Source organism: Paraburkholderia bengalensis (assembly GCF_037126505.1).
GTDB classification, from domain to species: Bacteria; Pseudomonadota; Gammaproteobacteria; order Burkholderiales; family Burkholderiaceae; genus Paraburkholderia; species Paraburkholderia bengalensis.
The window spans coordinates 21,621-48,475 of record NZ_JACFYJ010000065.1; the positions used below are offsets into that span (position 1 = coordinate 21,621).

Here is a 26,855-nt window from a genome sequence, read left to right on the forward strand (position 1 = left end):
CGATCTGGTGTACCGCCCCTCGTCTGTTGCAGCAGGCGGGGGGCTTTCTTCGTCTGTCGGAGGTCGAAGGTAGCAGATGTGTCGCTGTATCCGGGCAGCATAAATGCAGGTCATTAGTGTCGCTCTAAGGTCGCGGCCCCCTCTCGGGGATCCGGTCCTCGGGCTAAAAACCACCTCTGACCTGTGGAGCGGGCGACGGGAATCGAACCCGCGTAGCTAGTTTGGAAGTAAGGGGGTCGGCGTGTCACATTCTCCCAGCTCAGACCCTGTTTTTAGCTCTGACCCTGTGCGACCTTGAAGTGGACAAAAATGCCTGTTCACGGACACGCAAAGACGTCTGAAGGTCGCAATAAGGTCGCATTCCGGTAGCCTGTTTCGCATGGCAGCAAGACGGAGAGGATGGGGATCGCTGCGGACCCAGCGCAGCGGTCGAGTGCAAGCGTCGTACGTCAGCCCGATCGACGGGCAGCGGTACTTCGGGCCGAGGAACTACGACAACCGGATGGACGCCGAAGCGTGGCTCGCGTCTGAGAAGCGGCTGATCGACAACGAGGAGTGGACCCCGCCGGCCGAGCGCGAGAAGAAGGCTGCGGCGAGTGCCATCACGGTCGAGGAGTACACCAAGAAGTGGATCGCCGAGCGAGACCTCGCTGGCGGCACCAAGGATCTCTACAGCACGCACGCTCGCAAGCGGATCTACCCGGTGTTGGGCGACACCCCGGTCGCCGAGATGACCCCCGCCCTTGTCCGGGCGTGGTGGGCCGGGATGGGTAAGCAGTACCCGACGGCACGGCGGCACGCCTACAACGTACTCCGGGCGGTCATGAATACCGCTGTAGAGGACAAGCTGGTGTCGGAGAACCCGTGCCGGATCGAGCAGAAGGCACCCGCTGAGCGCGACGTGGAAGCCCTCACACCGGAGGAGCTGGACGTAGTGGCCGGGGAGGTGTTCGAGCACTACCGCGTGGCCGTCTACATCCTGGCGTGGACCAGCCTGCGGTTCGGTGAGCTGATCGAGATCCGCCGCAAGGACATCGTGGATGACGGCGAGACGATGAAGCTCCGCGTGCGCCGGGGCGCGGCCCGCGTCGGCGAGAAGATCGTCGTCGGCAACACCAAGACCGTCAGGTCCAAGCGGCCGGTGACCGTGCCGCCTCACGTCGCGGCGATGATCCGCGAGCACATGGCTGACCGGACGAAGATGAACAAGGGGCCGGAAGCTCTCCTGGTGACCACCACGCGGGGGCAGCGGCTGTCGAAGTCTGCGTTCACTCGCTCGCTGAAGAAGGGCTACGCCAAGATCGGTCGACCGGACCTCCGCATCCACGACCTCCGGGCCGTGGGAGCCACGCTGGCGGCTCAGGCCGGTGCGACGACCAAGGAGCTGATGGTGCGCCTCGGGCACACGACTCCGCGCATGGCGATGAAGTACCAGATGGCCTCAGCAGCCCGTGACGAGGAGATAGCGAGGCGAATGTCGGAGCTGGCAGGGATTACCCCCTGAAACGCAAAAAGCCCCCCCTCCCAAGGCCATACAGCCTCAAGAGGGGGGTTTCTTGTCACTCAGTCCACACGGTCCATTGGATCTTGGGCGTGTAGACGATCTGCAGATTGCGGATGCTGGGGTTGTCGATCATCGTCGGCAGGCTCGCCTCGTACCCGGCCCGAGCCTCTGCGAGGCTGGCTGCGGGAACTATGACCTCCACCCACGGACCATCGGGTGTCTGTTGGCCCTCGTACCGGAGGGCGTAGTCGTACTCCATCGTCCTCCTTAGTACGCCAGGAACCACGCCTGGCCACGGGCACCGGGACCACCGGCCAAACCGGTGATACCCACTGAGACCGTTGCGGCTGCGCCGCCGCCACCAGGTGCGTACCCGATACCACTTGGGGTGAGCTGCCCAGCGCCGCCGTCGTAGGTCCGGTCTCGGTACACCATGTCGGCAGGATTCGGGGACTTACCTCCGAAGTCCAGGTTCCTCGAATTGCCTCCAGCACCACCGGCAGCGATGAGCGTGCCACCGCCCGAGAAGGTGGCTGTGGTGTCGCCCCCTTTGCCGCCCGCGCCGGTCTGTCCGAAGATGTAACCAGGCCCTGCGGTACCACCAGCGCCGATGACGCCAGTGATCTGTGTGACCGCCCACGGGATGTCGACGCCACGCCTGAGCGTGGCCGTCACCCAGGAACCGCCGAAGCCGCCTTGGCCCCACGCAGTGGCGGAGCCCATGCCTTGTCCACCACCGCCAGCTCCGAGGAGAATCACGTCGATGAACTCGGCCTGTGCCGGGATGTTGTAGGTGTACGCGCCGACCGCCGTGACCGGAGTCAGCACCGGGTCGAACGCTGGCCACACCTGGTCGTTGCCGAGGCTGACCTTCAGGATGGGGACGGTGTTCCACGAGATGGCCCGAATGCCTTCGAGCCCTGACGAGATCCCCGCCATTACGCCGTCCTGAAGTACAGGGTGTTGGCGTCTTTCGTTGGGAGAGCTTGGAACTGGGCCTCAGTCCCGATCCAGATCGTCACAGAGTTCGGTATCGGAACGCCCGCGATTACCCGCACTGCGTTCACGGCTCCGAGACCCAGTGCTGCCACTGGGATGTCGGTGAGCGTGTTGTCAGCCCCGGAGATCGTCTTGTTCGTCAGCACGGCGGGAGCCGACATCTTCTGGGCATCCGACGTGTTGTCGACCAGGTGGAGCCCTACAGCGACCTTATTCAGCGGCTGCCACGTCTTGTCGCCGCGCCAGTACTGCGCGACGGTCCCTGCCGGGATAGCCGCCTCGGCACCGAGGTTGGCGCGGGCTTCGGCCGCGCTGGTAGCACCTGTGCCGCCGTTGGGGATCTGCAGGATGCCGACGACGCCGGTTTCGAGGTGGACCGAGCCGCCACCGAGACCGCTGGGGTCGTTGTCGTTGATCGTGACGCGGGTGACCGAACTCGGGGTGCCCTGGCCGAGGTTGCGGTTACGGGCCTGGCCTTCCCAGCCCCAGCGCCGGAAGCCAGCGCCGATAGCCGACAGGAGCCCGTCGTCGGACCACAGGGCCAGTCGAGAGCCGTTCTTGTAGAACTCGACCTTCTCGATGCCGTCGACCGTGCCAGCGACCAACGTGAAGATGGTCCCGGCTCCCCAGGAGCAGTTGAACGCCGAGCCGACGAAGTGGTCAGAGCCGCTACGCCGGTAGCCCAACTGCGCGAGGTTCGCGCCACCGACCTCGACATAGACCCCGTCGGTGATGCCGACCGTAGGCGCGTTGTCGTTGACGCGCAGCCACAACCGGATGTGTGAGCCGCCCCGGAAGGGGCCTGCAGCCTCACCGGGGATGGTGCCGACGACGAGCGTCATCTTCTGGTAGTCGGTGACCGTCTTCTCGTCGGCCGGGTCCGTACGGACGAACCGTGCGGTGTTCTGTGTGGCTCCCTGGTCGGTCCACTCGGCCTGATGGCCGTCCTTGATCGCGTAGTAGCCTCTGCCCGATCCGTAGCCGCCGCCGGTATAGAACTCGGCCCAGCCGGGGCCGACCGCCGTGGTGTTGACTCGCTCGAAGTCATCCCCGCCAGCGATGTCGGTGTGGTCCTGTGCGTCCAGGCGAGCCTGCAGCTCGGCGATGGCAGACGAGTTCGACTGAGTCGTACCGGCCAGCTCACCGAGCTGCTCGGCCGGCTCAACGACGGTCTGGTCCTCGCCCGGGCTGCGCCCGGTCAGGGCCGACCAGAAGTGGTTCCACGTCTGCTGGAGCCCGGAGGCTACCTGGCTCGCGGTGTCCTGCAGCCACTCGATCTCGTCGCTGAGGTCGAAGATCCGGTCAAGCAGGTCGCCCTTGGGGTCGATGCCGAGGGCCTGCAGCAGCATGTCCACGATGGTCTGGATCGTGTTGTTCACGGTCTCCAGGGCGCTCGTCAGACCGTTGACCAGAGCCTGGGGGATCTCCCCGATGACCTCTCCGGGTTCGGTCAGCAGCCGCTGGAGGAACACCTGGAACTCTGCGAGCTTCAGGAACAGCGGACCTTCGCTGAGCGCGTCCATGATCGCATCGACAGCACCGGTAACGGTGTCGAACGCGCCTTCGGCCCAGTCCGGGATCATCTCCTTGAACCCCTGCAGCGCCTCCAGAGGCAGCTTCAGCAGGTGCTCGCGGAGGAGGGTGATCGCGTTGTCGAGTCGGACAGGCGGCATCGTGAACAGCGACCGAATGATCTGCTCGGTGTAGTCCTGGCCGAAGCTGAAATCACCGCCGCCGATCTCGAATGCGCCGTCAGCTCCGATCGCTTCGAGTGGGTTGGTTGGGAATGTCAAGCGCACCTCTTTTCGTCACCAGCGATGCGTTCGCGGCGCTCGATGTTCAGCGCCTCATGTAGAAGTCGGATGTCCTCGCGGACCTCTTTGAACCCTCGGGTGATCTCGTCGCGGAGGTTCTCGTCGTGCGAGTTCGATACCTGGCTGTCGATCTTCTTGATCTTGAACCAGAACGGAAGCAACGCAGGCAGTACCGAACAGAACACGGCGAAGAACAAAAGTGCTGTCTCCCAAGGGTTATCGGGGTTGAATAGCTCCGTCACTCCACGACCTCGGCCATCGCTGGGCCGGGGCGGTCGTTCTTGATCCACCCGTCTCGTTCGTACTGTGCGAGCATCGCTCGGTTCTCCTGGTCTGTGAGCTTGCGAATGTCTGGGATACGCACGGGTTCTGGGTCGGGAGCGTCCTTCTCGGCCCACCTCGCTGCGTTGTTCATGTCGTGCCGCTGGCCTCGGAAGGCCGGCTGGAACTTGATCTGCTGGTCAGGAAGCTGACTGACGTGGATGTTGCCGTCCTCATCAGCCAGCTCCCGGAGCCAGTCGACATGCCGAAAGCCGCACTTCCACAAGTGCTCTGACCAATCCGCCAGGTACGCCGGATGCGTGATCGCCCCGACGCCTGCAATCAACGGGAGATTGCGGAGCGCCCAGACGACGTGCTGTCGCGGGTCGTTCGGATTGTGAGTCTCTTGTGACGGAATCATGCGGCGTGCCTTTCGGTTAGAGAATCCCCGCTTGTCCCATAGCGCCGTTGAAACGCTTGATCTCTTCGAGGATGTGCAGAGCTGGGTTCTTCGGTTCGCGGTATCCGATCTCGATCTCCAACGGCTTCATGCCGTCTTTGTCGATGCGGTACTTGACCTTTCGGATCCGCTCCACGAACAACTGATGCTCGACCGGGTAGCCGAGCACCGATGTGCCGACGCGATCTCCGATCCAGCAGTGCCCGTAGGGCTTTGGTGCGAAGATGTACGGTGCCGCGTCAGACACCTTGAGCGTGTGAGCCGTTCGGGCTCGGGTCTTGTGGATCTGGGCTGCGATGGCCGCGAACGCCGAGAGGGTGAACGCCTTCATCGGGCTGTCCACCATGTTCTCGTAGTAGTGGAAGTCGCCCAGGCCGGTGACGATGTCCTCAAGCCCCGCAATGGGAAGCGAGATACCCATCGCACGCAGCGTCGGGACTTCCATGAACGCGCCGAACACGTCGGAGTAGAGCGGGTTCAGGACCGCATCCATCAGACCGCCCAGCGGGGGCAGGTCGATCGCGCCACCGACCGCGCCGAGCACGGCGAGCTGGCTGTTGATGAACGAGGTCAGCAGATCGCCACCGATGTTCACCAGGGCCGAGATCCCCTCGTTGATGCCCGGAGCGGACTGTCCACCGGCCAGGAAGCTGGTGTCGGTTGCCTCGTAGTACGAGAACTCCGACGACTTGATCCCGGTCAGTGGCCCCTCTTCGAACACGACGTGCGGAGCCCTCGGGCTGGTGCCCAGGAACCACGGGGAGTAGTACTCGCCGGGGAACGTGTAGTCACCCGTGAATACGTCGACCCCTTCGACCTGGCCGTCTCCAGCCAGGTTGACGACCGCCCGGACGAACCCGGTGAGCCAGGAGCCGCCGAAGGCGGTCTCGGTGCCCCAGCCAGAGTTGTCCTCGATGTCCCAGACCACGCAGCCATCCCGAAGTGGGATGAGCTGCAACAGATCTTCGACGGGGTCGATGCCCCACAGACCCTTCAGGTCATCGAACGGGTGCGGGTCGCGGTCCTTGATGTACCGGCGACACGTCAGCGTGAGCTGGTGGTCCTCAAGGATCTGCTTCGCCGTGTCGTAGAACGTCCCGAACCGGCTGAACACCATCGTGATGGGCGAGTTGTCCAGCAGGAAGGGGAACGGCTTGACAATGTTCCGCCATTTGCTGGGGTTGAAGCTCGGCCCCATCCACTCCCAGATGTCCGTCGGATCGTCGGGGATCGTCCACAGGGACGTTTCCAGTCGCAGCAGGTTCACGAACAGCGTGACCAGCAAGCACCACTTGGCCGGCCCGAAGATGATCCAGATCTTGGGGAACTGCAGCTCAGGGCGCAGGAACGGGTTGCACCAGACACGGATGTGCTTGGTCTGCTCGAAGTCGTGCAAAAACACGATCTCCAGGTAGCAGTCCCCGGAGTCCTCCTTGACCACCCGGTAGTGGTCCATCATCCCGCTCCATCGAGCGCCTTGCTTCTCGACGTTGAGGATGACGTTGCGCTTTGCTCGACCCCGGTGGTTCATCACCCACTTGGCCAGGTAGTGGCTCAGCGAGAGCTGCAGCGTGGCTACGCCGGTCTCGTTCTCGATGAACTCCCACTCCAGCAGTCGCTCACCCGCGACGAGGCCGCGCAGACGGAAGTCGCCGTCGCGCAGCTCTACGTCCGGTGGCTTCAGTCGCTCCTGCTCGCGCTTGCAGCGCCGCAGTTGGATCTTCCGCCAGAGATCTTCAGCCTGGGCAACGCTCGTCAGGCCACTCATTCGAGACCCCAGCAGCGCGACCACGGCCTCGGGAGCCGAAGGGTAACCACTTGTCCCGGAGCGCATCCCGATGCGTCTATGACGAACTCACGCTCCTCTGTGTACGGGGGGGATCATGTTGCGGAACCGGACACCGTTCATCCGCGCCCACACCGGGGAGCCCGACTCGGAGCTGATCTGCTCCTCGCGTCGGTCGGTGTCGATGATGCAGTTCTCGCCGTAGATCAACCCCGGCGTCTTGAGCCGGCGGTTGGCGAACTCCTCGTCCTCGAACGAGTAGTCCGGGATGACGAACTGCGTGAACGGAGCGGTCTCCCACGGGATCTCGACTCCCGGCGGGAACGGCCAGGGGAAGTCAGGGATCTTCTCGGTGGAGCCGGGAACGGTCCACTTCGGTGCGATGTACTGGTCGGTGGGGTTGAGCCCGCCCTGCTCGCGGCCGACCTTGATCCGCAGCGTCTCCTTGGGCAGTTCCTCCCACGGCCACGGCGGTGTCCAGAAGTTCGGGTCGAACCTGGTATCGGTCTTGGTCTTGACCGAGAACACTCGGTCGTCCTCGTACCAGAACGGGTCGTACGAGATGCACGACATCACCGTCAGGTTGATGGTGTTGCCACGCGGGTCGGTCTTCATCTCGACCTTGGGGGACTCGAACAGCGCCAGGTACAGGTACCGGGTACCGGAGTCCGGGGTGGTGACGTAGAGCTTGCAGACGCGGTTGAACGCCCATGCCTTACGCCACACGGAGTCTCGCGACAGCCAGGACCGTGGTCCCTGCTTCGCGTCGTTGAGGATCTGAACCCCGAAGACGATGTCGCGCTTCAGAACTCGGTGTCCCAGGTAGCGAGCACCGGGGTAGTTCCCCGGCTCTTCGTAGACGACCTTGACGGGAGGGTCGTAGAAACAACCCTCCACGTCTGTGGCCAGGAACACGCCCTGGTCACCGGTCGTCAAGTTGAAGCGCTCACCGTTGACACCTTCGAGTTCAACGATGGTGTCGGTGATCAATGGTTACCTCCTGGTGGATGTCAAGCTCGGCCCACGACCGACAGCGCGTTCTTGGATTCCTCGCGGTCCTTGATCGACAGCGCCTCATCGACAGAGCCGATCTGGAAGATGTACTGAATCCCCTCGGTGATGGCCTTGGAGATCGCACCGTCCCCGGAGATACCCAGGTCCGTAAGGAACTGCTTCCCAGTCGCTTTCGCGAAGTCGACCGGTGCGTTCATCAAGCCGGAAGCCGCCTTCACGAGCGGGTCATCGCCCGCTGCGCCGACGTAGTCCTCCTCGTTCTTGATGCGGTCCCTCTGGTACGCGAGGATGTCCTTCTGCGCCTTGATCTGGTCGAGCTGCGCCTGCAGCGCCGCACGGCCGGCCTTGTCCTCCTTGGGAATTGCGTTCTTCTCGACCTGGATCCGCTTGCGCTCCTGCTCCAGCGCAGCCGAGTACTGCTTCAATTCCTTGGTGCTGATACCAGCGAGGATCCCGGAGGGGTCCACGCCAGACTCCATCGCCTGAGACAGCTCAGCCGCCAGGGCCTTGGCCTTCTCGATGACGGGCTGGAACCCTTCCTCGAAGCCGTTGCCGAAGCCCTCGGCCGTGAACTGACCGATCTCAGCGAACACCCTTGACGGAGAGTGGATCCCGAGGAAGCCGGTCACAGCGTTCTTCACGCTGCTGGCCAGTTCCTTGGCCTTGCTCACCGCAGAGCTGATCATCGAACCGATGCCGTTGATCAGACCCTGGACGACGTTCTTGCCCGCCTCGATCAGCCAGGAGCCTGCGTCATCGAACCAGCTCTTGATCTTGCCGGGGAGCTGTCCGACGAAGTCGGAGACCTGCTGCACACCGCTGGACCAGGAGCCGACCCACTCGGCGACTGCGCCGACGCAGTCTGCCAGGACGCCAACCAGCCGGGAGATGCCACCGATCAGGAACGACGCGATGGACGCGCCAGCCTGCACCACGGCCGCAGCCAGGTTGATGACGATCTGGACCACCGGCACGATGACCGGCATCAGCTTGGTGAACGCCTGGACGATCTGAACCAGCGACGGAGCGAGCTGTGCGATCGCGGGGATCAGCGTCTGGAACGCTGGGATCAGCGACGAGATGATCGTCGGGGCCAACTGAATGACCGCACCTACGATCTGGCCGAACGCTTCCCCGATCTGGGGCAGGTACGGGCCGAGCGAGGTGACCAGCGTTTCGGAGAGCTGCTTGAAGCTGTCCACCAGCGTGGGCAGCATCGGCTGAATCGCCTGCAGCGCAGTGGTAAGCGCAGTGCCGAGGGTCTCAGCGACCACGGTCAGCACAGGCCCCAGAGCCTGCAGAGCGCCCGTCAGCATCGTGCCGAGGGTGTCGGCCAGCGTGGTGAACGCTGGCGTCAGCGCCGTGATGATCGGAGCGAGCTGAGTGCCCAGAGTCCCGAGGACGTTGCCGAGCAAGCTCGACACCGAAGTCAGCGCGGGCATCAGCGCGATGAACAGATCACCGATCCCGTTGACGAGCGTCGACAGCGGACCACCGAGCTGACCCATCGCCTGCAGACCGGACTCCATGAGCCGGTTGAACAGGTTCAGGATGCTGCCTAGGGTCTGCGAAAGCCCTTGCATGGCACCGTCGAACACGCCGTTGGACGTGACGCGGTTGACCATGTCGTTGAAACCGTTGGCGAACTCCTGCAGAGGAGCGAGGAGATGTCCGAACGCGTTGGCTCCTGCGTTGGACAACGTCAGGAACGCCTGCGTGCCGGTCGAGATGACCGGCCCGAGCCCGGTGAAGAACTCGCCAGTGCGGTCGAGGATGTTCTGGAGCTGCTGGAGCCCCGGACCCTGCGACACCACGTCGGTGAAGCCCTTGGCGATGTTCACTATGCCGGTGGCGACGTTCTGCAAGTTCGGGGTGAGGGTCGTCAGCAACCCACCGAGCTGCTGGAAGACCGGGGTGAGGCCAGTCTGGAACGTCGAGGAGACGGTGGTCTTGGCCGCTTCCAGCGCGGGCATCATGGTCTCGGCTGCCGCCTTGATGCCGTCCATGCCGAGTGCGACCACACCGGCTCCAGCGCCGAACGCTGACAGCAGCGACGGCAGGCCAGCCAGTAGGCCAGCCACCAAGCCGACAAGCGGCGCGGCGATGGCGACGATCCCGACGCCGATCCACGCTGTGCGGGTCAGACCCAGGAACGACTTGTCCAGGTGCTGAACCTGAGACGACGCCTTCGCGGCGTCATCACCAAGACTGCTCAGTCCCTTCTTACCGCCGAGCAGGCGGCTCAGGAAGCCGCCCTTGGTGTCCTTGTCGACGTTGACATCGACGGGGATGTTGACACCTCGGGCAGCCTCGGTCTTGAGCTGCATCATCAGCCGCTTGAAGTCGGCCTTGGCCTGGGCCGCGTTCAGGTCGGCGTTGACCGGAACGTCGGCCGACAGCTCCCGCTCGATCTTCTCCAGATCGGTCTTCAGCTCACGACGGAACTCTTTGGTGTTGGGGCTGACCTTGACGGAGATCCGTGCGACCTCTACGCCAGCACTATTCGGCATTCGCCTCCTCCCTTTCCCTCTTCTCTCGCGCAGCCTTCTTCGCGGCCACTACCATCGCGGCGAACGAACCTGGCTTCGGCGTTGTCTTCTCAAAGTCGTCGGGACGCGGGTATGCCTTGGGTGCCTTCGGCTTTGGCTTCTTCGGATCCCGGTTGGCCATCAGGAGGATGTGGTTGCCCGCCTGGACTGCGTCGTAGATGTCCGCGAGCGCGTACCGGTCCTCATCCCAACCTCGGTACTGCTGACCACCTCGACGCTCCGCGTAGAACGCGCCTGTCTTCGGGAGGTGAATCACCAGATTCAGGACGTACCTGGGGGACAGCGGATCTTCATCTCTGAACAGATCGCGCAGGTCGACCCCGTGGTACTCGGACAAGTCAGAGAGAATCGCCCCGCCGAACTTGTCGATCAGCTCGGCGAGGGCGCGGCTTCCCCCAGTTGCGTCTCCACCATCCAGGTCCGCAGTACGGTCGCGTACAGCTCGGCCCGGATCCTGGGATCCTCTTCCTCGTCCAGCGCGGCGATCAGCTTCTTGGGCTTCGTGGCGATCAGCCGGAAGACCTTGGCGACGATCTCGCAAATGCGGAGCGAGTACTCGTCCACCAGCTCCTCGGCCTCCTCGTCGTCCTCGTCAATGTCGGGGATGTCCTCGACCTCCTTGACGGCCTCGACCACGGCTTCGCGGGCCTTCTGGCCCAGCTTCAGCAGCGGCTTCAGCTCGACGGTCACATCTTCGGAGATCCCGATCGTGACGGGCTCGTACTTCTTCTTGACCTCTTCGCGGAATGCGTCGATCGTGAATACGTTTGTCATGGCGAACCTTTCAGAGTGTGTGGCGGGCTAGATGGCGGGAGGAGGGGGAGGCAAGGCCCGCCAAGGAAACCTCCCCCTCCGGGGTAGACAGCCTGGTGGCTGTCAAGTTTGGGTCAGGCTCCACCGCCCGGCGAGAGGCCGAACAGATCCTCGTTGATCCACGAGAACGGAAGCTCGTCTTCGTGGTCGAGGTAGGTGAAGCGAACCGGCAGTGCGGCAAGGTCATCGATCGGCAGCTCGATCGCGTCGTCGCGACGGACACCGGCCTTGTGGGCGTGGTGGCTAAGGCGCATGTCGCCGTCTTCGATCACGACCAGGACCGCCTTCTCGTTGGTCTGGCCGGTCTTCACACCGAACACACCGGGGGTCGTGGAGGCGTTCGGGCCGTAGTACAGGCCGAGCGACTGCTCATCGAACTGGTGCAGCAGGACCACGACGTAGTCGATCGGATCCTCGGTGGTGATCTCGCGGAGCTTCTTCTTCTGCCAGGAGCCCTTGACCTCGGAATCGCCGCCCTCGAAGCCGAACTCGGGGAGCGTGCCTCGGCTGGTGTGGCCGACGCTCGACCAGCCGGTGGCTCCAGTCCAGGTCGACGGGTCGGACAGGTCGATGGTCTTCAGTTCGGCCGGCGTAGGTGCAGCGGTGCCTGCTTCGGCGACGTACACATACCCGACCGCAGCAGTCAAAACTGCATCGTCGTTTTCTGCCATGTGGCTACCTTTCGGTTAGGTGGTGGATCTCGGTGTGCGGACGCCGAGCCTGATCAGGCCCTGGATTCGCCAGGAGTCCTGGTAGAGGGAGCTGAACTGGGTGGCGCCCATCGTTTCGAAGATCGAACTCAAATACCCTGCGGGAGTTTGTGTTCCGTTCTTCACCGCGTCGTACAGCACCTCAAGTGCTGTCTCGTACAGCTCCTCGCATTCGATGAGCCCGTCAGTGGAGTACGCCGACATCTCGACCACCGGCAGCGAGTGCAGCTTCGGGGCGTTGGCGTTCCTGATCCCGCCGATGCGGCGGATGTTGATCATCGGGAACTCACGGAAGTCGATGTCGGGAACCCAGGTCACAATCGTGACCCCGGCGAGTCGAGGGTCTTCTCGGAGGATCGGAGCAACCACACTTTGTACTCGGGGCATCGCCCCCATGTGTCCTCCTTACGAGACGGTGCCGCCGATGGCGGCTCGGGTCAGGATGTATTCGGGGTCAGGCGGTTTCGTGTCGGTGCCCGCGAAGAACCCGGACGGGGCGTGGCCGAACTCAAGGGCGAACGCGTTGGGCGCGTGCAGGACCGTGTGGAAGTCCACATCGCCGTCGACCTCTTCGATCGATGCCGGGAAGTACCCCTCTTTGGTGATACGGGTCGTCTTGTTCGCTCTGGCCAGGTTGGTTCGAGCACGGCGGGTGACGCCGTCTCGCTCCTCCTTGACCCGCTTGCGGACATCGACGTGCCTGGCCGCGACCTTGTTCGCGTTCGCGTAGACCTTCGCCATCAGAACCTCTTGATCGTGTAGTCGACCCGCGCCAGTGCGGGCGATGAGTCGTACTCGGTGGCGTCTCCAAAGAGCGCCCACCGCTGGCCCTTCCACTCGATCTGGGTCTGAGCGCCGAGGATCCCGTGCTCCTTGGTGAAGGAGCGAGGGAACCGCATCCGGTAGACCTTCTCGGTCGTGAACCCCTCGTTGTCCTGCTCAGCACGTCGTGCCGACGTACCGGACTGGTTGGCGACCTGGAAGCGTGCGATCGCTTGGATCGGGGTCTTCGACGGCTGGGTCTTCTTGTTCCCGTCCGCGTCGATGACCAGCTCTTCGGGGTAGACGAGCACCGGCTGGTACCGGGCTCCGGTATCGAGGAGGCTCATCAGATGTACGTCGCTTTCGGCTTGGGCTGGCGAGAGACGTTGCCGAACTCGATGCGCCAGTCGTGGACGCAGTAGCAGACCGGAGGATCCGCTTCGTGGTCGCACATCGCGGCGTCGACTTGGTCAGGTGTGACCGCCAGGAGAAACCCCGGCGGGTACTTGATCGGAGCCCGCTGAACGTCGCTGGCGCTCATGTCGGCATCACGATGTTCGGGACGATGGTGGACATGCGCGAGAGTCGGTTGACTCCCAAGGTCGTCCACTCTTCGCCAAGGATGACGAGCTTGCCCTGAGACAGATCAGCCTGGAGCTGGTAGGTGTACGCCCCGTCGGTCTCCGAGAGGTAGCCCTCCGGGTTACGCACCAGACGCAGCACCGCGTCGGCCTCGATGTCGATCAGATCGGCCCGGAAGATGTCCGAAGACACCCTGGCGTCCAGATCTGGGATCCGACGCCGGATCATGCGCTCGACCTGTTCGAGTCGGCGCTCGATCAGCGCCATGACTTCTGGCTCAGGCTCCTTGGCCCACAACGTCACAACGTCGTCAGCGGTCGCGTAGGCCATGTGTTACTCCTCGGTCGCAGGCTCCTGCTTCGGAGCGGGTTTGGGTTTGGTGGTGCGAGGCTTCCGAGGACGCTTCCAACCGCCAGCCGCGATCAGGCGCTGGGCGTACTCGTCGGAGACCTCCGCGAACCCACCGTTGACGGTGGATTGGATCCGCATGAAGTCCTCTCAGACACCCCAGGAAGGGGCCGCGTGAACGGCCCCCTCCCGGTGGATGTCAAGTTAGGCTCAGCCCTCGCCGCCGCCGCTGACCACGTTGGTCAGAGCGACGAACGCCTCGGCGTCGTTGCAGTGGAACGCGTACTCAGCCTCGACACGGACTGCGACGAGGTTGTGCTGCCACAGCGAGACGAAGTTCGGGCTCTCGACGGTGCCCAGGTTCAGGGTCGCCTGATCCGTCACGTCGAAGGACAGACCGCCGATCTGGCCCCAGATGAGCTGGGAGAAGTCACCCATGAAGCCGACCGTGGTGCCCTCCACGACGTGGTCGCTGAGGATGGTCGGACGGGCGACGATCCGGCCCGAACGGAACGGGCTCGCGGCCTCACCGTAGGTCGACTCGATGAACAGCGGGCGACCGTTCTGGTCCTTCGCGCCGTTCAGGATCGGCTCGGTGATGTCGTCCAGAAGGGTGTGGGTCCACTTCTTGCCGTCGTTCACCAGCAGGCTCAGGCCGTTCACGGCCACCTGGTCGTACACGGTCGTGGCACCGGTGGTGTCAGCAATCGAGATGGCCTTGGTGGTCTGGCCGATGTAGGTCGGGAACGGGCTGTCGGTGCCGTGCATCGCCGCGCCGTCGAACGCCATCGCGAAGGCGGTCGCCACCTTGGTACGCATGGTTCCCAGGTAGTTGGCGGGGTTGGCACGGACGGTCTCCGCAGACGCCACGAAGATCGTCGCGATCTTGTGGGGCGCGATGGTCTGCGAAGTCATGTTGCCCTTGGTGATGGGCTTCATGTCACCCTCACCGATCCACTGGGCACTCACGTCGCCGACCCAGTGCGGGATCTTCTGGCCCGTGGTACCCATCGGCACCTTCTGGGCGAACTGCTGGACGATCGAGGTCTTCTCGGCCTCGGCGAAGTAGTCCTTCGCCTGCTCGGGCTCCAGGTAGCCCTTGAACATGGTATCGCCGGTCTGGGCGATCTGAGCGTGATCAACTGCGAAAGCAGTGCCTGCGGCCATCTGCTAATCTCCTTGTCTAGGAATGGGTTTCAGCTCGACATCACTTGATGCCGAGAACGCCCTTCATGGCGTTGAGGATCGGGTCACCGTTGAGCGGCAGTTCCTGCCGACCACCGAAGCCCTGGGTGGGGTCGAAACCGGAAACCGGCTTCTTGTCGAAACCGCCGATCAGTTCGAGGTTCTTCTTCGCGGACTCGGCGATCGAGTCGGCGTCCTCGCCCTGCAAGATGTCAACGAACGCGAGCACCTTGTCGCTGGGAACCTTTGCGGCAAGCGAGGTCTCCAGCTTCTGCAGCCGGATCCAAGCCTGTCCCAGCTCGTTCTCCAGCTCGGTGATTCGAGTGTCGCGAGCAGCGAGTTCAGCGGTGTGAGCGTCGTTCGCCGCCTTGACTGCGGCTTCGACTGCGTCCTTCTTGGCAACCCGAGCAGCAGCGGCCTCCTGGCGAAGCTCCTTGACGTATGCCTCGTCGTAGGTCTTCGGAGTCGGTTCCAGCGGCTTGTCAGTGACCACCGGGGTCGGGTCGCCGGCCGGAGTGCCTTCGGTAGTTGCGGTGTCGGACATGTGTTTTCGCCTCCTGGGCATGGTTGATGAACCCACCTGGGGTTCGGGGGATTACGCAGCGAGTGCGTAGTCGGACATTGCGAACTCGCCGCGATACAAGCGGCGACGGAGAGCGTTGATCGTCTCCTTGTTCTCGTTTTTGGAGCGGGCCTTGCCAGATGCAATGAGCTGGCTGGCTTCTTTCCCAGCGTCGATCCAGAGCTGCAGAGCGCGTTCCTGTGCGGCCTTTCCGGGCCAGTTCTCCACGTCGAAGACAGGCACCACCAGGCAGTCGCACCCTGCGTGCCACTCCTCGATGTGGGGCTTGGTCTCTTCGCGGAACTTCTCCAGATCGCGGCCAGCCTCGTTCCAGAGGTCGACCACGGTCTCGGTGTCGAGGTGAAGACCCCCGCTATCCGCCGAAAGGTACTCGGGGCCACGGGAAATCAGCATCAGACACCAGGCGCATGTTTCGCGCCCGGTGGCGACCCTCGCCCAGCCCTTCACGATCTTAGGAGCTGGGTCGTTCTTGACAGCGCCGATGATCTGTCGGCGACCTGCCATCTCCACTTCGCGCACTGTCGCCAAGGTCAGCTTGGTGACCGCAGCTTGAGGAGAGTCGGCCTGCGACAACCCCTTTCGTGCGGGCTCCATGTTCCTGACGAACCACTCCCACTGGAGGTCGCTCCGCAACCTCTCGTTGCGGGGAAGCTCCGGGTGGTGGAGTCTGCGCTGGGAGTCGTAGAAGTCCCGGCCCAGGTCGGCAGCTTCCGCATACCGACGCTGGACCTCTGGGAACAACACCTGCAGTAGCCGCAGCCACTCCGCGATGGAGAGAGCTGGGCGGATGAAGAGACTGGCGAACCGCTGGACGTACCCGGCGAGCCCCGCAGTGATCACGGCCTGGGCCGCTGCATACTGCTCAGGCGTCAGGCGGAATCACCCCCTTCGATGGCCGGTTGTGGCTTGGGAGCTGGCGTGGGGTTGGGGGAGCCTGGGACCGTCGGGTCGGCGTCGACCATCGTGCCCAGCAGGCCGAGGCCCATCGCGGCCTCTTCCTCGTCCCAGCGGCGCATCTCCTCGCGCTCGGCGATGGAGTAGCCCATGTCCTTGCGAGCCCGCTCACGCGGGATCACGCCCTGGCCGTTGCCATAGAGCTTCGTGGCGGCGTCAGCCTTCGCGGCGTACGTCGGGTGCTCGGGTCACGCCAGACCGTCTCCATGCGGAGCATGTCCGGGGGAACGTCGCCACCCTTCATCAGCCGGTAGGCCAGGCGCATCGCCTCTTCCCACGCACCGCCGAAGATCGCGTTCTTCCGCTCGACCTTCTTGATCAGGCGGCTCTCTGCGGCCCTGATGGCCTCAGCGGAGGCCGGATTGTCAGCGGCGGTACTCAGGTACTGGGGAGGGAGTCCCGTGTACGCAGCGACCTGTTTGGCGATCTGATCGAGTGCGTTGGTGAAGTTGGCCAGCTCGGCTGCCGAGAACTGCTGGATCTTGCCTTCGGCGTCCTCGAACGCCAGGATGCGGGCGAGGTACGCGTCGAACAGCGTCTGTCCGGTCTCGGGGTCTACGCCGATCTCTTCGGGCTTGATGCCGAAGATCAGTCGCTGGGGCACGCCCATCAGCTCCGCAGTCGCCTGCATCAGCATCAGGATTCGAGCCGCCGCGTCGGTCATCGACCGAAGCTCCGGGGTGATCTCAGAGGTGCCGTACAGGTCCGAGAGCCGGGTCCGGTTCGGAAGCGGGACCACCGGGACCGCGCCGAGCCCGTGGGGGTCGCTAAACCACTCCACCCACTCGCCTTCGGCCCGGAACCACCCGAACGTCTCGTTGGGGGTGTAGAGCGTGGCAGCCTGGATCTCGTTGCCCTCTGCGTCGTACGCGACACGAATTGCCTTGGCCGGCCGACCGATCCGAGGATCGATCTCGGCGTACATGCGCGTCGGGGGCTCCACCCGGATCAGCGGGACGTTCGGATCCCACCCAAGGTCGATCTGGGGGTCAGGGCGGCTGATCGTGATGTACGACCGGCCGTGGACGTAAGCGTCGGTGTAGCCCAGCGGGGCCTCGATGTCGAGGTTGTTCGCCTGCCACCACTGCCACAGCTCTTCGTCCGCCTCGTCGGCGTCCCCGAGCCGGAAACCCTCGACAGCCTGTCGCTCTGCGATCGAGTCGACGTACAGCCGGGGGTATCCGACGTGAGCCAGCAGTGACTGCATCTGGACGGGCACCGTGACGCCGATGGCCTCTGGTCGGCGCTCAGCCTCGTAGTAGCTGGTGTTCGATCGGAGGTTCTGGTTCTGGTCCTCGAACGCCGAGACCATCTCGTCTCGGGCGATCGCCGGATCAGCGATCTCCTCCTGTCCGGGGAGCGGGGCTGTCATCGGACGGCCACCACCCGGCCCGTGCGGGCCTTCTTGCTCATGAGGTAGTCCTGTCTCGCCCCGAACGCGAGGACAGCGCAGACTGCAGCGTCGATCTTCTTGCTGGAGTCCTTGGTGACCTTGCGAATCGCGATGGCGTCGTAGGTAGTTGGGTGTCGTTTGGCGTTCAGGACGTGCTGCCGAAGCACCGGGTTGCCGTCGTGCCAGACCTCGCCTTCGAGGACCGCGTCCTCCAGGCGCTCACAGTCGAACGCGAATCGCTTCTGCTGACCGCGCATGTCGAACGCCACCGGGTTGTTCGGGCTGGCGTTGACCTTGAGCTTCTTCTTGTAGGTCCGGCCCCAGGAGTCGACGTATGCCTCGAACTCCTTCACGTCGGCGCGGAACGCGACCACGTCGTACCGGGAGAACGCGGAATGCACTGCAGCGTCCACGAACTCGCGGGGCACTTCGCCGCCGTACTTCTGGGGATCCCAGATGTCGATGACGAACAGCAGGCCGTCGGAGACCCGGCAGCCGACCAGAGCCGTCCAGTCGTTGGACTTGGACCCGTCGAACCCGAGGGTGATCTTCTGGCCCCGGTCCAGCGGAGCCAGCTCGAAGCCCATCTTGTCGAGGTACTTGTCCGGGTCGGCGAAGCAGCGGTTCCACTCCTGCGGTGACAGCCAGGAGTCCTCGGCCGCGTTGACCTGGTTGAGGAACTTGCGCCGTGACTCGGTGATCGAGTTCTTGGTCGACAGGATCGACTTGATGATGTCGTCAATCGGCAGCCACGTGGAGTCGCCTCGGGCGATCAACAGCCCCTCGCGGAGCTTCTCGATGCCCTCCCGGAACCCGTCGGGATTCTCCTTCTCAGAAGGGATCTCGGAGATCGGGGTGTCGGCCGGCGCTTCGAGAGCGTCGTACATCATGCCTGTGTCGACGGACTTCCCGGACTGCACGTCCTGCCACTCGACGTACGCCTTCTCGGCGACCGTCTCGGTGCCGGGGATGTGGGCGTTGCAGATCGACAGGGTGCGAGAGCCCTCGACCTTGGTCATGTTGCCTTCGATGACCTCGGCCATCGCGTGGCCTTCGTTGGCCTTGCCGTCAGGCCCCTGGCCCCACCACTGGGTCTCGTTCTGAACGACGAACGTCGGGCGGTTACCCTCCATCGATGCTGGTGAGGAGGTTGCTGCCTCGATGCGGCCACCGGCCGCGGAGTAGATGATGAACCGGTTGACATCGAGTCCGTACTCGGTCTTCAGCTTCTTGCTGATCATCACCGGGAACAGCGAGAACGTGTTCTTCGTCTGGTCCTGGCTGACGGCCGCGACGGTGATCCACGCTGCGGGGCGCGGCTTGCCGATCGCCTGACCGGTCTCATCGAAGTGTGAGAATGCTACTGGGCCACAGAGTTCGGCGAGACACAGCGCGGCGGTGAACGGGTCTTTGCCCCATCCCTTGAGCCGCCGGATCACGCCTTCGCGGTAGACGTACTGGCCCTTCTCGTCTACGGCGTACCACCAGAGGACCAGGCGTACCTGCTCGTCGGTGGGGATGAACATGTTCTCGTTCTCAAGCAGTCCTGCTTCGGACAGCGAGATCAAAACCTTGAGGCGGTTCGGATCGTCATGTCCCCCAGGGGTATTGACGTACTCCGACAGCCATTTCAAGACGCCCCATCCAAGGGTCATCTTGGGATCCGGCAGATGCCAATCTCCGTCGACCGTCTTCTGCCATGACGGGCCGATAATGTGAGGCGGAGACGGGGCAAGCTCCGGGTGGTGATTGTCGAGGCTCACCCCGCCTCCTTTCTCAGATCTGTCGTAGGAACTCGACCGCCGGGTAGCGGTTGTAGAGGTGCGGCCACTTGTCGCCCATACGAGAGCGGGCGAAGAACGTGAGGGCGTCGATGATGGCTCCCGCCAACGCAATTCCCTCGGTGATCGGACGCTGGCCAAGCTCGATGAGCTGGGCTACCACGGAGTCCCGGCCACCGATGAAGCCGCTGGCCTTCATCACGATCCGGCCGATGGCGACCTCGTATTCGTGCAGGTCGTCCTCTTTGATGGAGGCGTACATGTCACCGTCGTGGGCGTAGTCGCGGACCTCGAAGCCGTACTGCTCCAGGTTTTCGAGCCGGTCCTCGAGGATTCCGAGGGTGTCAGGGGCAGCGACCGGGTGGATCCACTCGTCAGAGTGGGCAAAGCCCTTCTGCCGCATGGGATTACCCCAGAAGATGACCTTCTTGAGCCGGTGCAGGAACCTGTGGAGCCTGCCCGTCGGAGGCAGGATGTGGTGCTTGAGCACCTGGCCAACCACGATGGCTCCCTGCGAGTAACCCGCCATCGCGAAGTCCGCGTAGGGGTCCGCGTCCAGCTTCAGCTCGATCTGCAGGATCAGCTCGGCGACACCCTTCTCGACCGACGGCCACATCGGGAAGGCCGCAGCGGGGTAGTTGCCGATGGGCTGCCACCGGTAGATGTCAAGTACGTCGCGTGCCGTATCGGCAGGCAGGCCAGGCCCGAGGGGATCGGGCTGGCCCGTGCCGTGAACGGTGAACAGCCAGGGCTTGCTCATCGGTTCCAGGGCTGCGTGTGCGGGTCGAACGGCTGGCTGTAGGCCGGTTGGATGCCGTTGAGGATCTGGCTGGCCAGCGGGCCGAGCTGGGGGACCGCGCCGTTGACAGCGGACTCCAGAGCCTGCTTGACGCGCTCGACCTCAGCCTCAGCGTTCTGCTTGGCCGCGAGCACCTGCTCGACGCCCCTGGTGACCTGATCCACCGGGGAGGTGGTCAGCGTGCCATCCTTGCGCTGCTGGTTGACCTTGACAGCGGCCGTGGCCGGTGCGGCTGCGCCGACCAGGTTGAGAGCGCCAGCGACGATGTCGCCGATGTTCGCGGCTGCGCCCGCGTCGATCCCGCCCCAGATCAGGGCGATGCCCAGGATGCCGGGGACGAGAGTGCCGACGTAGTAGAGCGTTTCACGGATCTTGGGGCTCATAGGGCTCCATTCCTGGCGATGTACGCCTGTAGGTACTCGGGGTTGGCTGCCTCGATCTGGGCCAGCACGTTCCGAGCGCGTGCGATGAACTCGGGGGAGCGATCCCTACCAAGTCCCTTGGCGGCGCGGACAACTCGCTCCAGCTCGCGGAGGTCACCGGCTCGCGCCGATTCCTCGACGTAGCGGGCGTGCCCCATGCCGTCGCCGTTCTTGATCAGCTCATGGAGCTGCCAGAGGTTGCTCCGGGGCTCCGAGCCGTCCGGGTTCTGCGGGTCGCCGTAGGGGGACTGCGTCACGACGGTGTTGAACAGCGCCCCGTGGATCTCGCGGATGAACCGCTGAATCGTTGGATCAGCCAATTCGTCGTCATCTCCGATCAGAGTCAGTAGTTGGTCGCCCACAGCGAGGGCCAGGTTGTACCGGCGTCGGCGGTCATCGAGGTTGGTGAGCCCGCCGTTGATCCGGCGCGTGACCGTTTCGAGGTCGCGGCGGTCGCTGAGTGCGTTGATGTCTGGGCGCTCGACGGTCCAGTACCAGGCGGCACCGATGCCTGCCCAGCGCAGCTCCGACAGCTCCAGCGGGTGAACCACGAAGTAGTCGGGCGTGGGGACCAGGCCCCTGCCGTGAGCCCACCGGGAGAAGTCCCGGTAGTTGTCCTTGCCCGTGATCATGATCCAGGATCGGCCCTTGTAGAGCCGACCGTCTCCGTCGACCTCCGGGGTGTTGCCGAGGTCGGTTCGGGTGTCGTAGGCGTCCCCGCTGGCGTACTCCGCAGTGGCCTTGAAATCGTCTGACTCATGGCCGATCTGGGCGAGCCACATCGCGATGCGATTCGGGTTGGTGCAGTCGGCCTGGATGAGGCCGTCACGCACGGCCGGCAGCAGTGCTACCGCTCGGTTGTACGCGAGACCCGTTGCGCGAGCGAGGATTTCGGCAGCGTCGACACTCTGCGTCGGGCCGTCTTCAAGCTTCGCGTCCAGGTACCAGAAGTCGTGGAAGAGCGGGTCGTTCCAGGCGCGTGCGCCGTCGTAGAGGAACACCCCCACGCCGTTGACTTCTCCTCGGGACTCCCAGTCGACGCCTCGTTGCGAGACCTTCACCGGGCCACCGGGGATGTCCATCGTCATCAGCGTGCAAGCGGTGTGCGAGTACCGGCCCCCGCCGCCGTGCTGGAGCCCGACGAGCATGACCGGGGTGAATCCCAGGGCCGCAACGCCTCCCGGAGGGAGTCGCCTGAACCCGAGGTCGTAGACGATCTTGTGGTCGAGCCGGAAGCTCTCAGTCGAGCCGTACCGGTTTCCGATCCAGTCCTTCCGACCGCCGTACCAGGCTGCCGTCTGCAGAACCAGACCCGAGCAGTCGGTGGTGTCTCGGGGGTTGAGTGTGAACGCCCCGCCGTAGCCGTACCTGTTGCCAGCGCGAGCGCGGCACATGTCGTGGACCCACTGCGCGTGGTCGCGTGTGACTATGAGCGTCATGGGTTCCTTTCGTGGTGGCTGTCAAGTCGCGAGAGCAGGACTCGAACCTGCGAAGCCGAAGCGTCTGATTTACAGTCAGATCCCGTTGCCGCTTGGGTATCTCGCGTTTGTAGTCCCTGCGGGATTCGAACCCGCGATCTTCTGGGTGAGGGCCAGGTGAGTTATCCGCTACTCCAAGGGACCGAAAGACCCAGCCCCACAAGGGAACTGGGTGGGTGCTCCCCGCCAAGGACTCGAACCTCAATTACCTGGTCCAGAGCCAGGCGTCTTACCGATTAGACGAACGGGGAAGGGTGGTGGCATACACGCCAGGAGTCGAACCTGGAACCGGCGGCTTTGGAGACCGCTGCTCTACCAATTGAGCTACGTGTACTTGGTGCGGGGGCTCCCCACGCTCTGGGGAACCGCCCGCTTGGCTGACGAGGAAGGACTCGAACCTTCAACCGTCCGGTTAACAGCCGGATGCTCTGCCATTGAGCTACACGTCAGTGGTGCGCCTACCGGGGTTGCCGGTAGACGACGCCGAGTTGTTTGGGGTCACCGCCGGCCGCTTCGCCGGTCGGCAGATGAACCAACTGCCAGCGGCAGCGGTTCGGGATCTTGTCGGCCTCTTCGGACTCGACCTTGATCGAGGCGGTCACGCCGTCGATCGTGAACGGCCAGATGGTCAGGCGGTCCTTGCCTGGCTCGACCACCGAGACGGTGATGGCCTTCGAGGTGCCCGTGAGACCGGCCGCGTTCGCCGTGGAGGCGGGTACCGGCGTCTCGGCCAGCTCGCCGACGAACTCGATGTCGTAGGTCCGGTTCCAGTAGAAGTCGACGTTGACGGTGTTCACCGCGCCGATCAGCCCGGAGAAGCCGTTGAAGAAGTTCTTGACCGCCGTCGAGGTCACGTCGACCGCGAAGGTGACGACGCCGACCTCATCGAACGAGCGCCGCGAGGTCACCTTGAGCTGGAAGTTCAGGGTGTCGGTGACCGTCATCTCCACGTCGACCCCGAGGAGCTGGTCGAACGCATCGAAGAAGTCGTTCGTGGCCTTGTTGATCGTGTTGACCAACTGCTCGGTCAGCGGCTTGCGGGCGTTCAGGTTGAAGTTCAGCGTCCACGCGGGGAACAGCGAGACCGGATGCACCAGGCCGTTACCGGCCCCGAGCGCCGCGTCGATGGCGTCCTGGATGTCACCGGCCAGACCCTGCGGGTTCTCGGACACGTCGTTGTAGTCGATGGCCGGGGTGTCGGTGCCGTTGAGGTTCAGGGTGTACGTGCCACCTGTGGCCCCGGTGATGTACACCTGGTGCAGCGCGTTGTGCTCGCCGCCGGTCTCCAGTTCGAGGAACAGGTCGCCCGCAGGCCAGGGGGTGGGCTGCTTGGTGACCGGGTCGAGGTGGGGGATCGACCAGCGGAAGTCGCGGCCGGTGACCAGGCAGAGCATCTCCAGGTCGAACGGGTTGCCGAGGTCGGCCATGCGGATCCTTTCAAGTTCGGAGGGTCAACCCCCGGCGGGGGAGCAGTCGGTAGCGGCAACCGCTCAGAACCCCGCCAGGGGGACCATCACCCCCCCGCCGCTCGCCTTGGCGAGGCGCTGCTTGAGCACGTCGGTCACGTCAACGACCTTCCCGCCGGTCGGGTCGGCGGGTGCCCGCTCGATCTCCAGGCGGACCCGTCGCCGGTCGCCTTCGGTCAGCAGCAGTGCGGAGAGCATCTGGTTGATCGCGGTCAGCTTCATCGCACCGATGGGCTTGCCCTGGTGCTTGGCCGCGATGAGTTCTTGGTTCAGTGTGTAGAGAGCGAGGCGAGCGAACTGCCAGTCGGTCGGTTCGTAGAACTTCACGGCTGCCGATTGCTTGATCGCGTCGTACATCTCTTCGATGAGCGGATGGGTCTCGCCCATGTAGCTCATGTCGCCGAGTTCCGGGATCTCCACCGTCCCGATCATCGAGATCGTTTCGGTCGGGTTCTCCGGGGTGTTGCGACGAACGCGTTCTTCGTCGCGCTTTCCGATGGGGCCACGTGTGCCCACAGTCACCTCCTGGGTGGAGCAGGCACCTGGCCCGCTTAACGACGCCCAGGGTGGCGTTGTTCTGGTCGCTTCCTCCGGGCCTTGAGTTCCCGCCGTCGGGCTACGCCCTCAGCGGCTGACTTCTTGCCGTGGCAGACACGGCAGATCGCTTGCAGGTTAGACCGCGAGTGGTCGTTCCCTGGCTTCTTGTGGTCTACGTCGGTGGCAGCCCGGACGCAGCCGGGGCCGTCGACCTCACACAGCCACCCGGCAGCAGAAAGGACCGGGAGCCGGTAATTCAGCTCCCAGTCCTCCGGTAGTTCTTGCCGACGCTTCGAGCCGGCCCAACTCACTCTGCGGCTGCCTCCGCGATGATCTGTGCTTCGATCTGGCTGGCGTGTTCCGCCTCAGCCAACTGCTCGTCGCTGACCTCGACCTGGCCGTCACCCGAGTACTCAAGGATCTCCAGGCCCTCCCAGCCACCCCACTTGGTGGCCGAGAGGCGGGTGATCACGTGGCCATTCTCGGCCACGAACGCCCTCGGGTGCGTTTCGACCGCGAGAAAGCCCTCGATGGTGTGTGTCGCTTGCATCAGCGCCATTACGATTCCACCTCCCACGGTATTCCGAGCTTGTCCAGTTTATCAGTCAGGAAAGAGCTGGGCGGCTGAGTGAATACGACCTTCTCGATGTCTTCGAGAATAACGCCGTCGTGAATTTGCGATTCGATGAAATTCGATTCGGCGTATTTCTTGAAGCTCTCGTAGATCGCCTGCATGTTCTCTTCGCGAGACTTATTCGGGTCTACGAGGTTCTTGATCGCATTCGGATTCGCCCACAGGCCGAGGCCGTCACCCGGCTTTCCGGGGAACACGCTGTCGCTCGACATCAGCGAGTCGCCGATGGTCACAGTGACCCGGTCACGCACCTCGGGCTTGAGGTAGAGCTTGGTGCTGCCGTACATGCTCATGCCCTTGGGCTTGACGCCGTCGAACTCCAGCGCGGAGTAGACCGGCGGGACGTGGCCCTTGCCGAACCACGCCTCCTCGTACAGAGCGCGCTGACCGGGGGTGTCGCCACCGGCCGAGAAGCCGACCTCGAACAGCGAGGAGATCCGGCCCGAGTCCAGGAGCTTGTCCAGGTGCTTCGTGCGGTGGACCACCTGCGCCTGGCTCAGGATCTTGGACATGGCGTCGTCCATCGCCTGCTTCAGGGTGTCGTAGCGGGTGGAGTCGTCGTCCTCCAACTGCTCCCACGGCCCTCGAACGTATCCGAGCATCTGGTCCCTCTTCGCTATGCGCTTGGCATCCGACGGTGAGTGCTGGTCGCGGGCGGCGACCGCCAGCGCGTTGAACGCCGCACGCTTCTGCGCGGGGTCCATCGGGCTGTTGTAGGTCCAGTCTGGCGTCTGGCTGCCGGTCGAACCACCGAACCCGCCGCCAGCTCCGCTGCCGCCGCCACCGAGTACACCACCGGTGCCTGCGTTGCCGGTGCCTAAACCGCCCCGGCCGCTTCCGGCGGCTCCACCGCCGCCTCTAAGTCCACCCACGCCGCCTGCCCCGGCTCCTTGCCGGGTGCTGTTGCGTCCTCGGGTTCCAGGGGCACCGCCGCTACCGGCGGATCCTCTTCCGCCCATGCGTCGGATACCTGCTTTCGTCGTCTGTCCCAGTAGGTCGGGTACTCCTTGACCTCGGGAAGGTTCATGTCGTCGCAGTACCGCAGCCGGCCGTAGGCCAGCAGCAGTCGCGGTTGCTTGCGATCGAGGAGTTCCTGGAGGCCAGCGCGGAAAAGCGCCTGGTCGACCTTCGAGGAGCGGATGCCCATCGAGCTGATCGCGACCGTGGCCCCCTCCGGGATCCCGTCGAAGCAGAAGTCGAACGTGTCTGGGGTCGCCCAGCACGCGGTTGGGAGCACCTCGATCCCTTGCGACTGCCAGTACGCGCCGCACCAGCGGCTGCGGTAGACGTTCCAGACCGCTGCGGCCCGTGGCATGTCCCGCCAGAGGCTGAAATCGGGCGTCAGAGCAGCTCCAACCGCTTGCACGCGGGGGAGAAGGCGCTCCGGGCTCGACCAGACGGTCTCGAATCGGTAGTCGTCAAGGAAGAAGTGCAGTGCGCCGCCCGAAACGGCGGCGTATTCGCGATGTCGCGGCATGTTCCAGGCCGCGAGGTTGGCCGGAACGTAGGTTGTCGGCCGCAGATCGGGGATCTCGTACGCGGATGAGCTTGGGAACGTCATCCGAAGGTTGAGAACGTCGAACTTCCCCGGTTGAGTGCTCCAGTACGCACTCGAACGAGTGCCGTACACGGTTGCGTCACCCCTTCAATAAGCCGCGCTTCAGGCGCGGCGCTAGATCCGGCGGTTGCCGGATCAATTCCCCGGCCCTTGTTGGGCCGGTTATTACTCAGGAGCGCCCGAAAGGCGCTCTTAGCGAGCCGCCTGAAGCGGCTCTTAGGAGGGGCCTTCAGCCCCTCATTAATAGGGAAGGAGTCTGCGTTTGACAGCCACCCCACGGAGTGGCGTAGATCACCTTGACAGATACCGGGCCTGTATGGCCCGTAGCCGATTCCGGGGGTATAACTCCCCGTGGGTCGCGAGTTCGTGGCTCCTGGTGGCTCACAGCGCCTGGGCGAGGCGCTCTAGCGTCGGCCCGTGCTTCTGATCGACTTGGAAACCCGTACAGGATGGCTCGGCCGCA

General features: G+C 64.1%; 33 protein-coding genes and 5 tRNA genes. 1 reads left to right on the plus strand and 37 read right to left on the minus strand.

Annotated features, from left to right (window positions below; genetic code table 11):
• Positions 1-379: 379 nt before the first annotated feature.
• Positions 380-1,504, plus strand: coding sequence for a tyrosine-type recombinase/integrase (locus H3V53_RS29575; protein ID WP_473766666.1), 1,125 nt, complete (start codon positions 380-382; stop codon positions 1,502-1,504).
• Between the two features lie 55 nt (positions 1,505-1,559).
• On the opposite strand, the gene H3V53_RS29580 is transcribed toward H3V53_RS29575, so the two are convergent.
• The 37 genes from H3V53_RS29580 to H3V53_RS29750 form a co-directional block, all read right to left on the minus strand.
• Positions 1,560-1,763 (minus strand): hypothetical protein, encoded by a 204-nt coding sequence (locus H3V53_RS29580; RefSeq protein ID WP_015979626.1) that lies wholly within the window; start codon positions 1,761-1,763, stop codon positions 1,560-1,562.
• Between the two features lie 8 nt (positions 1,764-1,771).
• Positions 1,772-2,443: a glycine-rich domain-containing protein gene (locus H3V53_RS29585; RefSeq protein ID WP_336600919.1), complete on the minus strand. Its 672-nt coding sequence runs from the start codon at positions 2,441-2,443 to the stop codon at positions 1,772-1,774.
• The gene (locus tag H3V53_RS29590; RefSeq protein ID WP_336600920.1) at positions 2,443-4,296 is read right to left on the minus strand and encodes a DUF7257 domain-containing protein; all 1,854 of its coding nucleotides are present in this window, start codon (positions 4,294-4,296) and stop codon (positions 2,443-2,445) included. Before H3V53_RS29590 ends, H3V53_RS29585 begins: the two co-directional genes overlap by 1 nt.
• The gene (locus H3V53_RS29595; protein WP_015979623.1) at positions 4,293-4,559 is read right to left on the minus strand and encodes a DUF2746 domain-containing protein; all 267 of its coding nucleotides are present in this window, start codon (positions 4,557-4,559) and stop codon (positions 4,293-4,295) included. The genes H3V53_RS29590 and H3V53_RS29595 overlap by 4 nt, the downstream gene beginning before the upstream one ends.
• The gene (locus tag H3V53_RS29600; RefSeq protein WP_015979622.1) at positions 4,556-4,999 is read right to left on the minus strand and encodes a phage gene 29 protein family protein; all 444 of its coding nucleotides are present in this window, start codon (positions 4,997-4,999) and stop codon (positions 4,556-4,558) included. The genes H3V53_RS29595 and H3V53_RS29600 overlap by 4 nt, the downstream gene beginning before the upstream one ends.
• 16 nt (positions 5,000-5,015) lie before the next feature.
• A complete protein-coding gene (locus tag H3V53_RS29605) occupies positions 5,016-6,830 on the minus strand; it encodes a Gp37-like protein (protein ID WP_336600921.1) in 1,815 nt (604 codons plus the stop codon).
• Positions 6,831-6,893: 63 nt separating this feature from the next.
• The gene (locus H3V53_RS29610) at positions 6,894-7,814 is read right to left on the minus strand and encodes a hypothetical protein (RefSeq protein ID WP_336600922.1); all 921 of its coding nucleotides are present in this window, start codon (positions 7,812-7,814) and stop codon (positions 6,894-6,896) included.
• 20 nt (positions 7,815-7,834) lie between these two features.
• Positions 7,835-10,348: a phage tail protein gene (locus H3V53_RS29615; RefSeq protein ID WP_336600923.1), complete on the minus strand. Its 2,514-nt coding sequence runs from the start codon at positions 10,346-10,348 to the stop codon at positions 7,835-7,837.
• Entirely contained in the window at positions 10,338-10,724 is a 387-nt protein-coding gene (locus tag H3V53_RS29620; protein ID WP_336600924.1) for a hypothetical protein, read from the minus strand. The genes H3V53_RS29615 and H3V53_RS29620 overlap by 11 nt, the downstream gene beginning before the upstream one ends.
• A gap of 32 nt (positions 10,725-10,756) precedes the next feature.
• Positions 10,757-11,161 (minus strand): phage tail assembly protein, encoded by a 405-nt coding sequence (locus H3V53_RS29625; RefSeq protein WP_015979617.1) that lies wholly within the window; start codon positions 11,159-11,161, stop codon positions 10,757-10,759.
• Between the two features lie 113 nt (positions 11,162-11,274).
• Complete coding sequence (locus H3V53_RS29630; protein WP_336600925.1) at positions 11,275-11,871, minus strand: phage tail tube protein; 597 nt, start codon at positions 11,869-11,871, stop codon at positions 11,275-11,277.
• A 15-nt stretch (positions 11,872-11,886) separates the two neighbouring features.
• Positions 11,887-12,306, minus strand: a complete 420-nt coding sequence (locus tag H3V53_RS29635) for a hypothetical protein (protein WP_015979615.1) — start codon at positions 12,304-12,306, stop codon at positions 11,887-11,889.
• Positions 12,307-12,315: 9 nt separating this feature from the next.
• Positions 12,316-12,651 (minus strand): DUF5403 family protein, encoded by a 336-nt coding sequence (locus H3V53_RS29640; protein ID WP_015979614.1) that lies wholly within the window; start codon positions 12,649-12,651, stop codon positions 12,316-12,318.
• Positions 12,651-13,019, minus strand: coding sequence for a hypothetical protein (locus H3V53_RS29645; RefSeq protein ID WP_336600926.1), 369 nt, complete (start codon positions 13,017-13,019; stop codon positions 12,651-12,653). The genes H3V53_RS29640 and H3V53_RS29645 overlap by 1 nt, the downstream gene beginning before the upstream one ends.
• On the minus strand, positions 13,019-13,213 hold the full coding sequence (locus H3V53_RS29650) for a hypothetical protein (protein WP_015979612.1): 195 nt from the start codon (positions 13,211-13,213) through the stop codon (positions 13,019-13,021). The genes H3V53_RS29645 and H3V53_RS29650 overlap by 1 nt, the downstream gene beginning before the upstream one ends.
• Positions 13,210-13,584 (minus strand): Gp19/Gp15/Gp42 family protein, encoded by a 375-nt coding sequence (locus H3V53_RS29655; protein ID WP_154494663.1) that lies wholly within the window; start codon positions 13,582-13,584, stop codon positions 13,210-13,212. The genes H3V53_RS29650 and H3V53_RS29655 overlap by 4 nt, the downstream gene beginning before the upstream one ends.
• 3 nt (positions 13,585-13,587) lie before the next feature.
• Complete coding sequence (locus H3V53_RS43775) at positions 13,588-13,743, minus strand: DUF7302 family protein (protein ID WP_015979610.1); 156 nt, start codon at positions 13,741-13,743, stop codon at positions 13,588-13,590.
• Positions 13,744-13,812: 69 nt separating this feature from the next.
• Complete coding sequence (locus tag H3V53_RS29660; protein WP_015979609.1) at positions 13,813-14,769, minus strand: phage major capsid protein; 957 nt, start codon at positions 14,767-14,769, stop codon at positions 13,813-13,815.
• 40 nt (positions 14,770-14,809) lie between these two features.
• Positions 14,810-15,331: a hypothetical protein gene (locus tag H3V53_RS29665; RefSeq protein WP_336600927.1), complete on the minus strand. Its 522-nt coding sequence runs from the start codon at positions 15,329-15,331 to the stop codon at positions 14,810-14,812.
• A 51-nt stretch (positions 15,332-15,382) separates the two neighbouring features.
• Positions 15,383-16,243: a VG15 protein gene (locus H3V53_RS29670; protein WP_473766667.1), complete on the minus strand. Its 861-nt coding sequence runs from the start codon at positions 16,241-16,243 to the stop codon at positions 15,383-15,385.
• Entirely contained in the window at positions 16,240-16,416 is a 177-nt protein-coding gene (locus H3V53_RS29675; protein WP_336600928.1) for a hypothetical protein, read from the minus strand. The genes H3V53_RS29670 and H3V53_RS29675 overlap by 4 nt, the downstream gene beginning before the upstream one ends.
• A 26-nt stretch (positions 16,417-16,442) precedes the next feature.
• Entirely contained in the window at positions 16,443-17,696 is a 1,254-nt protein-coding gene (locus tag H3V53_RS29680; RefSeq protein WP_336600929.1) for a phage portal protein, read from the minus strand.
• Positions 17,693-19,480, minus strand: coding sequence for a gp13 (locus tag H3V53_RS29685; protein WP_015979605.1), 1,788 nt, complete (start codon positions 19,478-19,480; stop codon positions 17,693-17,695). Before H3V53_RS29685 ends, H3V53_RS29680 begins: the two co-directional genes overlap by 4 nt.
• A gap of 13 nt (positions 19,481-19,493) precedes the next feature.
• A complete protein-coding gene (locus tag H3V53_RS29690; protein WP_015979604.1) occupies positions 19,494-20,258 on the minus strand; it encodes a cutinase family protein in 765 nt (254 codons plus the stop codon).
• Complete coding sequence (locus tag H3V53_RS29695; protein WP_015979603.1) at positions 20,255-20,680, minus strand: phage holin family protein; 426 nt, start codon at positions 20,678-20,680, stop codon at positions 20,255-20,257. The genes H3V53_RS29690 and H3V53_RS29695 overlap by 4 nt, the downstream gene beginning before the upstream one ends.
• A complete protein-coding gene (locus H3V53_RS29700) occupies positions 20,677-22,158 on the minus strand; it encodes a glycoside hydrolase family 19 protein (protein WP_015979602.1) in 1,482 nt (493 codons plus the stop codon). The genes H3V53_RS29695 and H3V53_RS29700 overlap by 4 nt, the downstream gene beginning before the upstream one ends.
• Positions 22,159-22,184: 26 nt before the next feature.
• A tRNA-Tyr gene (locus H3V53_RS29705) sits at positions 22,185-22,264 on the minus strand.
• A gap of 4 nt (positions 22,265-22,268) precedes the next feature.
• Positions 22,269-22,341: transfer RNA gene (locus tag H3V53_RS29710), tRNA-Glu, on the minus strand.
• Between the two features lie 35 nt (positions 22,342-22,376).
• A tRNA-Gln gene (locus H3V53_RS29715) sits at positions 22,377-22,448 on the minus strand.
• Between the two features lie 7 nt (positions 22,449-22,455).
• Positions 22,456-22,531: transfer RNA gene (locus H3V53_RS29720), tRNA-Trp, on the minus strand.
• 40 nt (positions 22,532-22,571) lie between these two features.
• Positions 22,572-22,646 (minus strand) — tRNA-Asn (locus H3V53_RS29725).
• A 9-nt stretch (positions 22,647-22,655) separates the two neighbouring features.
• Positions 22,656-23,624 carry an LtfC-like domain-containing protein gene (locus tag H3V53_RS29730; RefSeq protein WP_336600930.1) on the minus strand — a complete coding sequence of 323 codons (969 nt, stop codon included), beginning with the start codon at positions 23,622-23,624 and terminating at the stop codon, positions 22,656-22,658.
• Between the two features lie 63 nt (positions 23,625-23,687).
• A complete protein-coding gene (locus H3V53_RS29735) occupies positions 23,688-24,179 on the minus strand; it encodes a phage terminase small subunit (protein ID WP_336600931.1) in 492 nt (163 codons plus the stop codon).
• A 35-nt stretch (positions 24,180-24,214) separates the two neighbouring features.
• Positions 24,215-24,511 (minus strand): HNH endonuclease signature motif containing protein, encoded by a 297-nt coding sequence (locus H3V53_RS43780; RefSeq protein WP_015979599.1) that lies wholly within the window; start codon positions 24,509-24,511, stop codon positions 24,215-24,217.
• The gene (locus H3V53_RS29740; protein ID WP_015979598.1) at positions 24,508-24,759 is read right to left on the minus strand and encodes a hypothetical protein; all 252 of its coding nucleotides are present in this window, start codon (positions 24,757-24,759) and stop codon (positions 24,508-24,510) included. Before H3V53_RS29740 ends, H3V53_RS43780 begins: the two co-directional genes overlap by 4 nt.
• Entirely contained in the window at positions 24,759-25,706 is a 948-nt protein-coding gene (locus tag H3V53_RS29745) for a hypothetical protein (protein WP_336600932.1), read from the minus strand. Before H3V53_RS29745 ends, H3V53_RS29740 begins: the two co-directional genes overlap by 1 nt.
• Positions 25,652-26,395: a DUF4417 domain-containing protein gene (locus H3V53_RS29750; protein ID WP_336600933.1), complete on the minus strand. Its 744-nt coding sequence runs from the start codon at positions 26,393-26,395 to the stop codon at positions 25,652-25,654. The genes H3V53_RS29745 and H3V53_RS29750 overlap by 55 nt, the downstream gene beginning before the upstream one ends.
• Positions 26,396-26,855 lie beyond the last annotated feature (460 nt).

Coding starts and splice junctions, on each gene's coding strand:
- H3V53_RS29575 (WP_473766666.1), top strand. CDS start 380: ATGGCAGCAAGACGGAGAGGATGGGGATCGCTGCGGACCCAGCGCAGC.
- H3V53_RS29580 (WP_015979626.1), bottom strand. CDS start 1,763: ATGGAGTACGACTACGCCCTCCGGTACGAGGGCCAACAGACACCCGAT.
- H3V53_RS29585 (WP_336600919.1), bottom strand. CDS start 2,443: ATGGCGGGGATCTCGTCAGGGCTCGAAGGCATTCGGGCCATCTCGTGG.
- H3V53_RS29600 (WP_015979622.1), bottom strand. CDS start 4,999: ATGATTCCGTCACAAGAGACTCACAATCCGAACGACCCGCGACAGCAC.
- H3V53_RS29615 (WP_336600923.1), bottom strand. CDS start 10,348: ATGCCGAATAGTGCTGGCGTAGAGGTCGCACGGATCTCCGTCAAGGTC.
- H3V53_RS29625 (WP_015979617.1), bottom strand. CDS start 11,161: ATGACAAACGTATTCACGATCGACGCATTCCGCGAAGAGGTCAAGAAG.
- H3V53_RS29630 (WP_336600925.1), bottom strand. CDS start 11,871: ATGGCAGAAAACGACGATGCAGTTTTGACTGCTGCGGTCGGGTATGTG.
- H3V53_RS29635 (WP_015979615.1), bottom strand. CDS start 12,306: ATGGGGGCGATGCCCCGAGTACAAAGTGTGGTTGCTCCGATCCTCCGA.
- H3V53_RS29640 (WP_015979614.1), bottom strand. CDS start 12,651: ATGGCGAAGGTCTACGCGAACGCGAACAAGGTCGCGGCCAGGCACGTC.
- H3V53_RS29645 (WP_336600926.1), bottom strand. CDS start 13,019: ATGAGCCTCCTCGATACCGGAGCCCGGTACCAGCCGGTGCTCGTCTAC.
- H3V53_RS29650 (WP_015979612.1), bottom strand. CDS start 13,213: ATGAGCGCCAGCGACGTTCAGCGGGCTCCGATCAAGTACCCGCCGGGG.
- H3V53_RS29655 (WP_154494663.1), bottom strand. CDS start 13,584: ATGGCCTACGCGACCGCTGACGACGTTGTGACGTTGTGGGCCAAGGAG.
- H3V53_RS43775 (WP_015979610.1), bottom strand. CDS start 13,743: ATGCGGATCCAATCCACCGTCAACGGTGGGTTCGCGGAGGTCTCCGAC.
- H3V53_RS29660 (WP_015979609.1), bottom strand. CDS start 14,769: ATGGCCGCAGGCACTGCTTTCGCAGTTGATCACGCTCAGATCGCCCAG.
- H3V53_RS29665 (WP_336600927.1), bottom strand. CDS start 15,331: ATGTCCGACACCGCAACTACCGAAGGCACTCCGGCCGGCGACCCGACC.
- H3V53_RS29675 (WP_336600928.1), bottom strand. CDS start 16,416: ATGGGCTACTCCATCGCCGAGCGCGAGGAGATGCGCCGCTGGGACGAG.
- H3V53_RS29680 (WP_336600929.1), bottom strand. CDS start 17,696: ATGACAGCCCCGCTCCCCGGACAGGAGGAGATCGCTGATCCGGCGATC.
- H3V53_RS29690 (WP_015979604.1), bottom strand. CDS start 20,258: ATGAGCAAGCCCTGGCTGTTCACCGTTCACGGCACGGGCCAGCCCGAT.
- H3V53_RS29695 (WP_015979603.1), bottom strand. CDS start 20,680: ATGAGCCCCAAGATCCGTGAAACGCTCTACTACGTCGGCACTCTCGTC.
- H3V53_RS29700 (WP_015979602.1), bottom strand. CDS start 22,158: ATGACGCTCATAGTCACACGCGACCACGCGCAGTGGGTCCACGACATG.
- H3V53_RS29730 (WP_336600930.1), bottom strand. CDS start 23,624: ATGGCCGACCTCGGCAACCCGTTCGACCTGGAGATGCTCTGCCTGGTC.
- H3V53_RS29740 (WP_015979598.1), bottom strand. CDS start 24,759: ATGGCGCTGATGCAAGCGACACACACCATCGAGGGCTTTCTCGCGGTC.
- H3V53_RS29750 (WP_336600933.1), bottom strand. CDS start 26,395: ATGACGTTCCCAAGCTCATCCGCGTACGAGATCCCCGATCTGCGGCCG.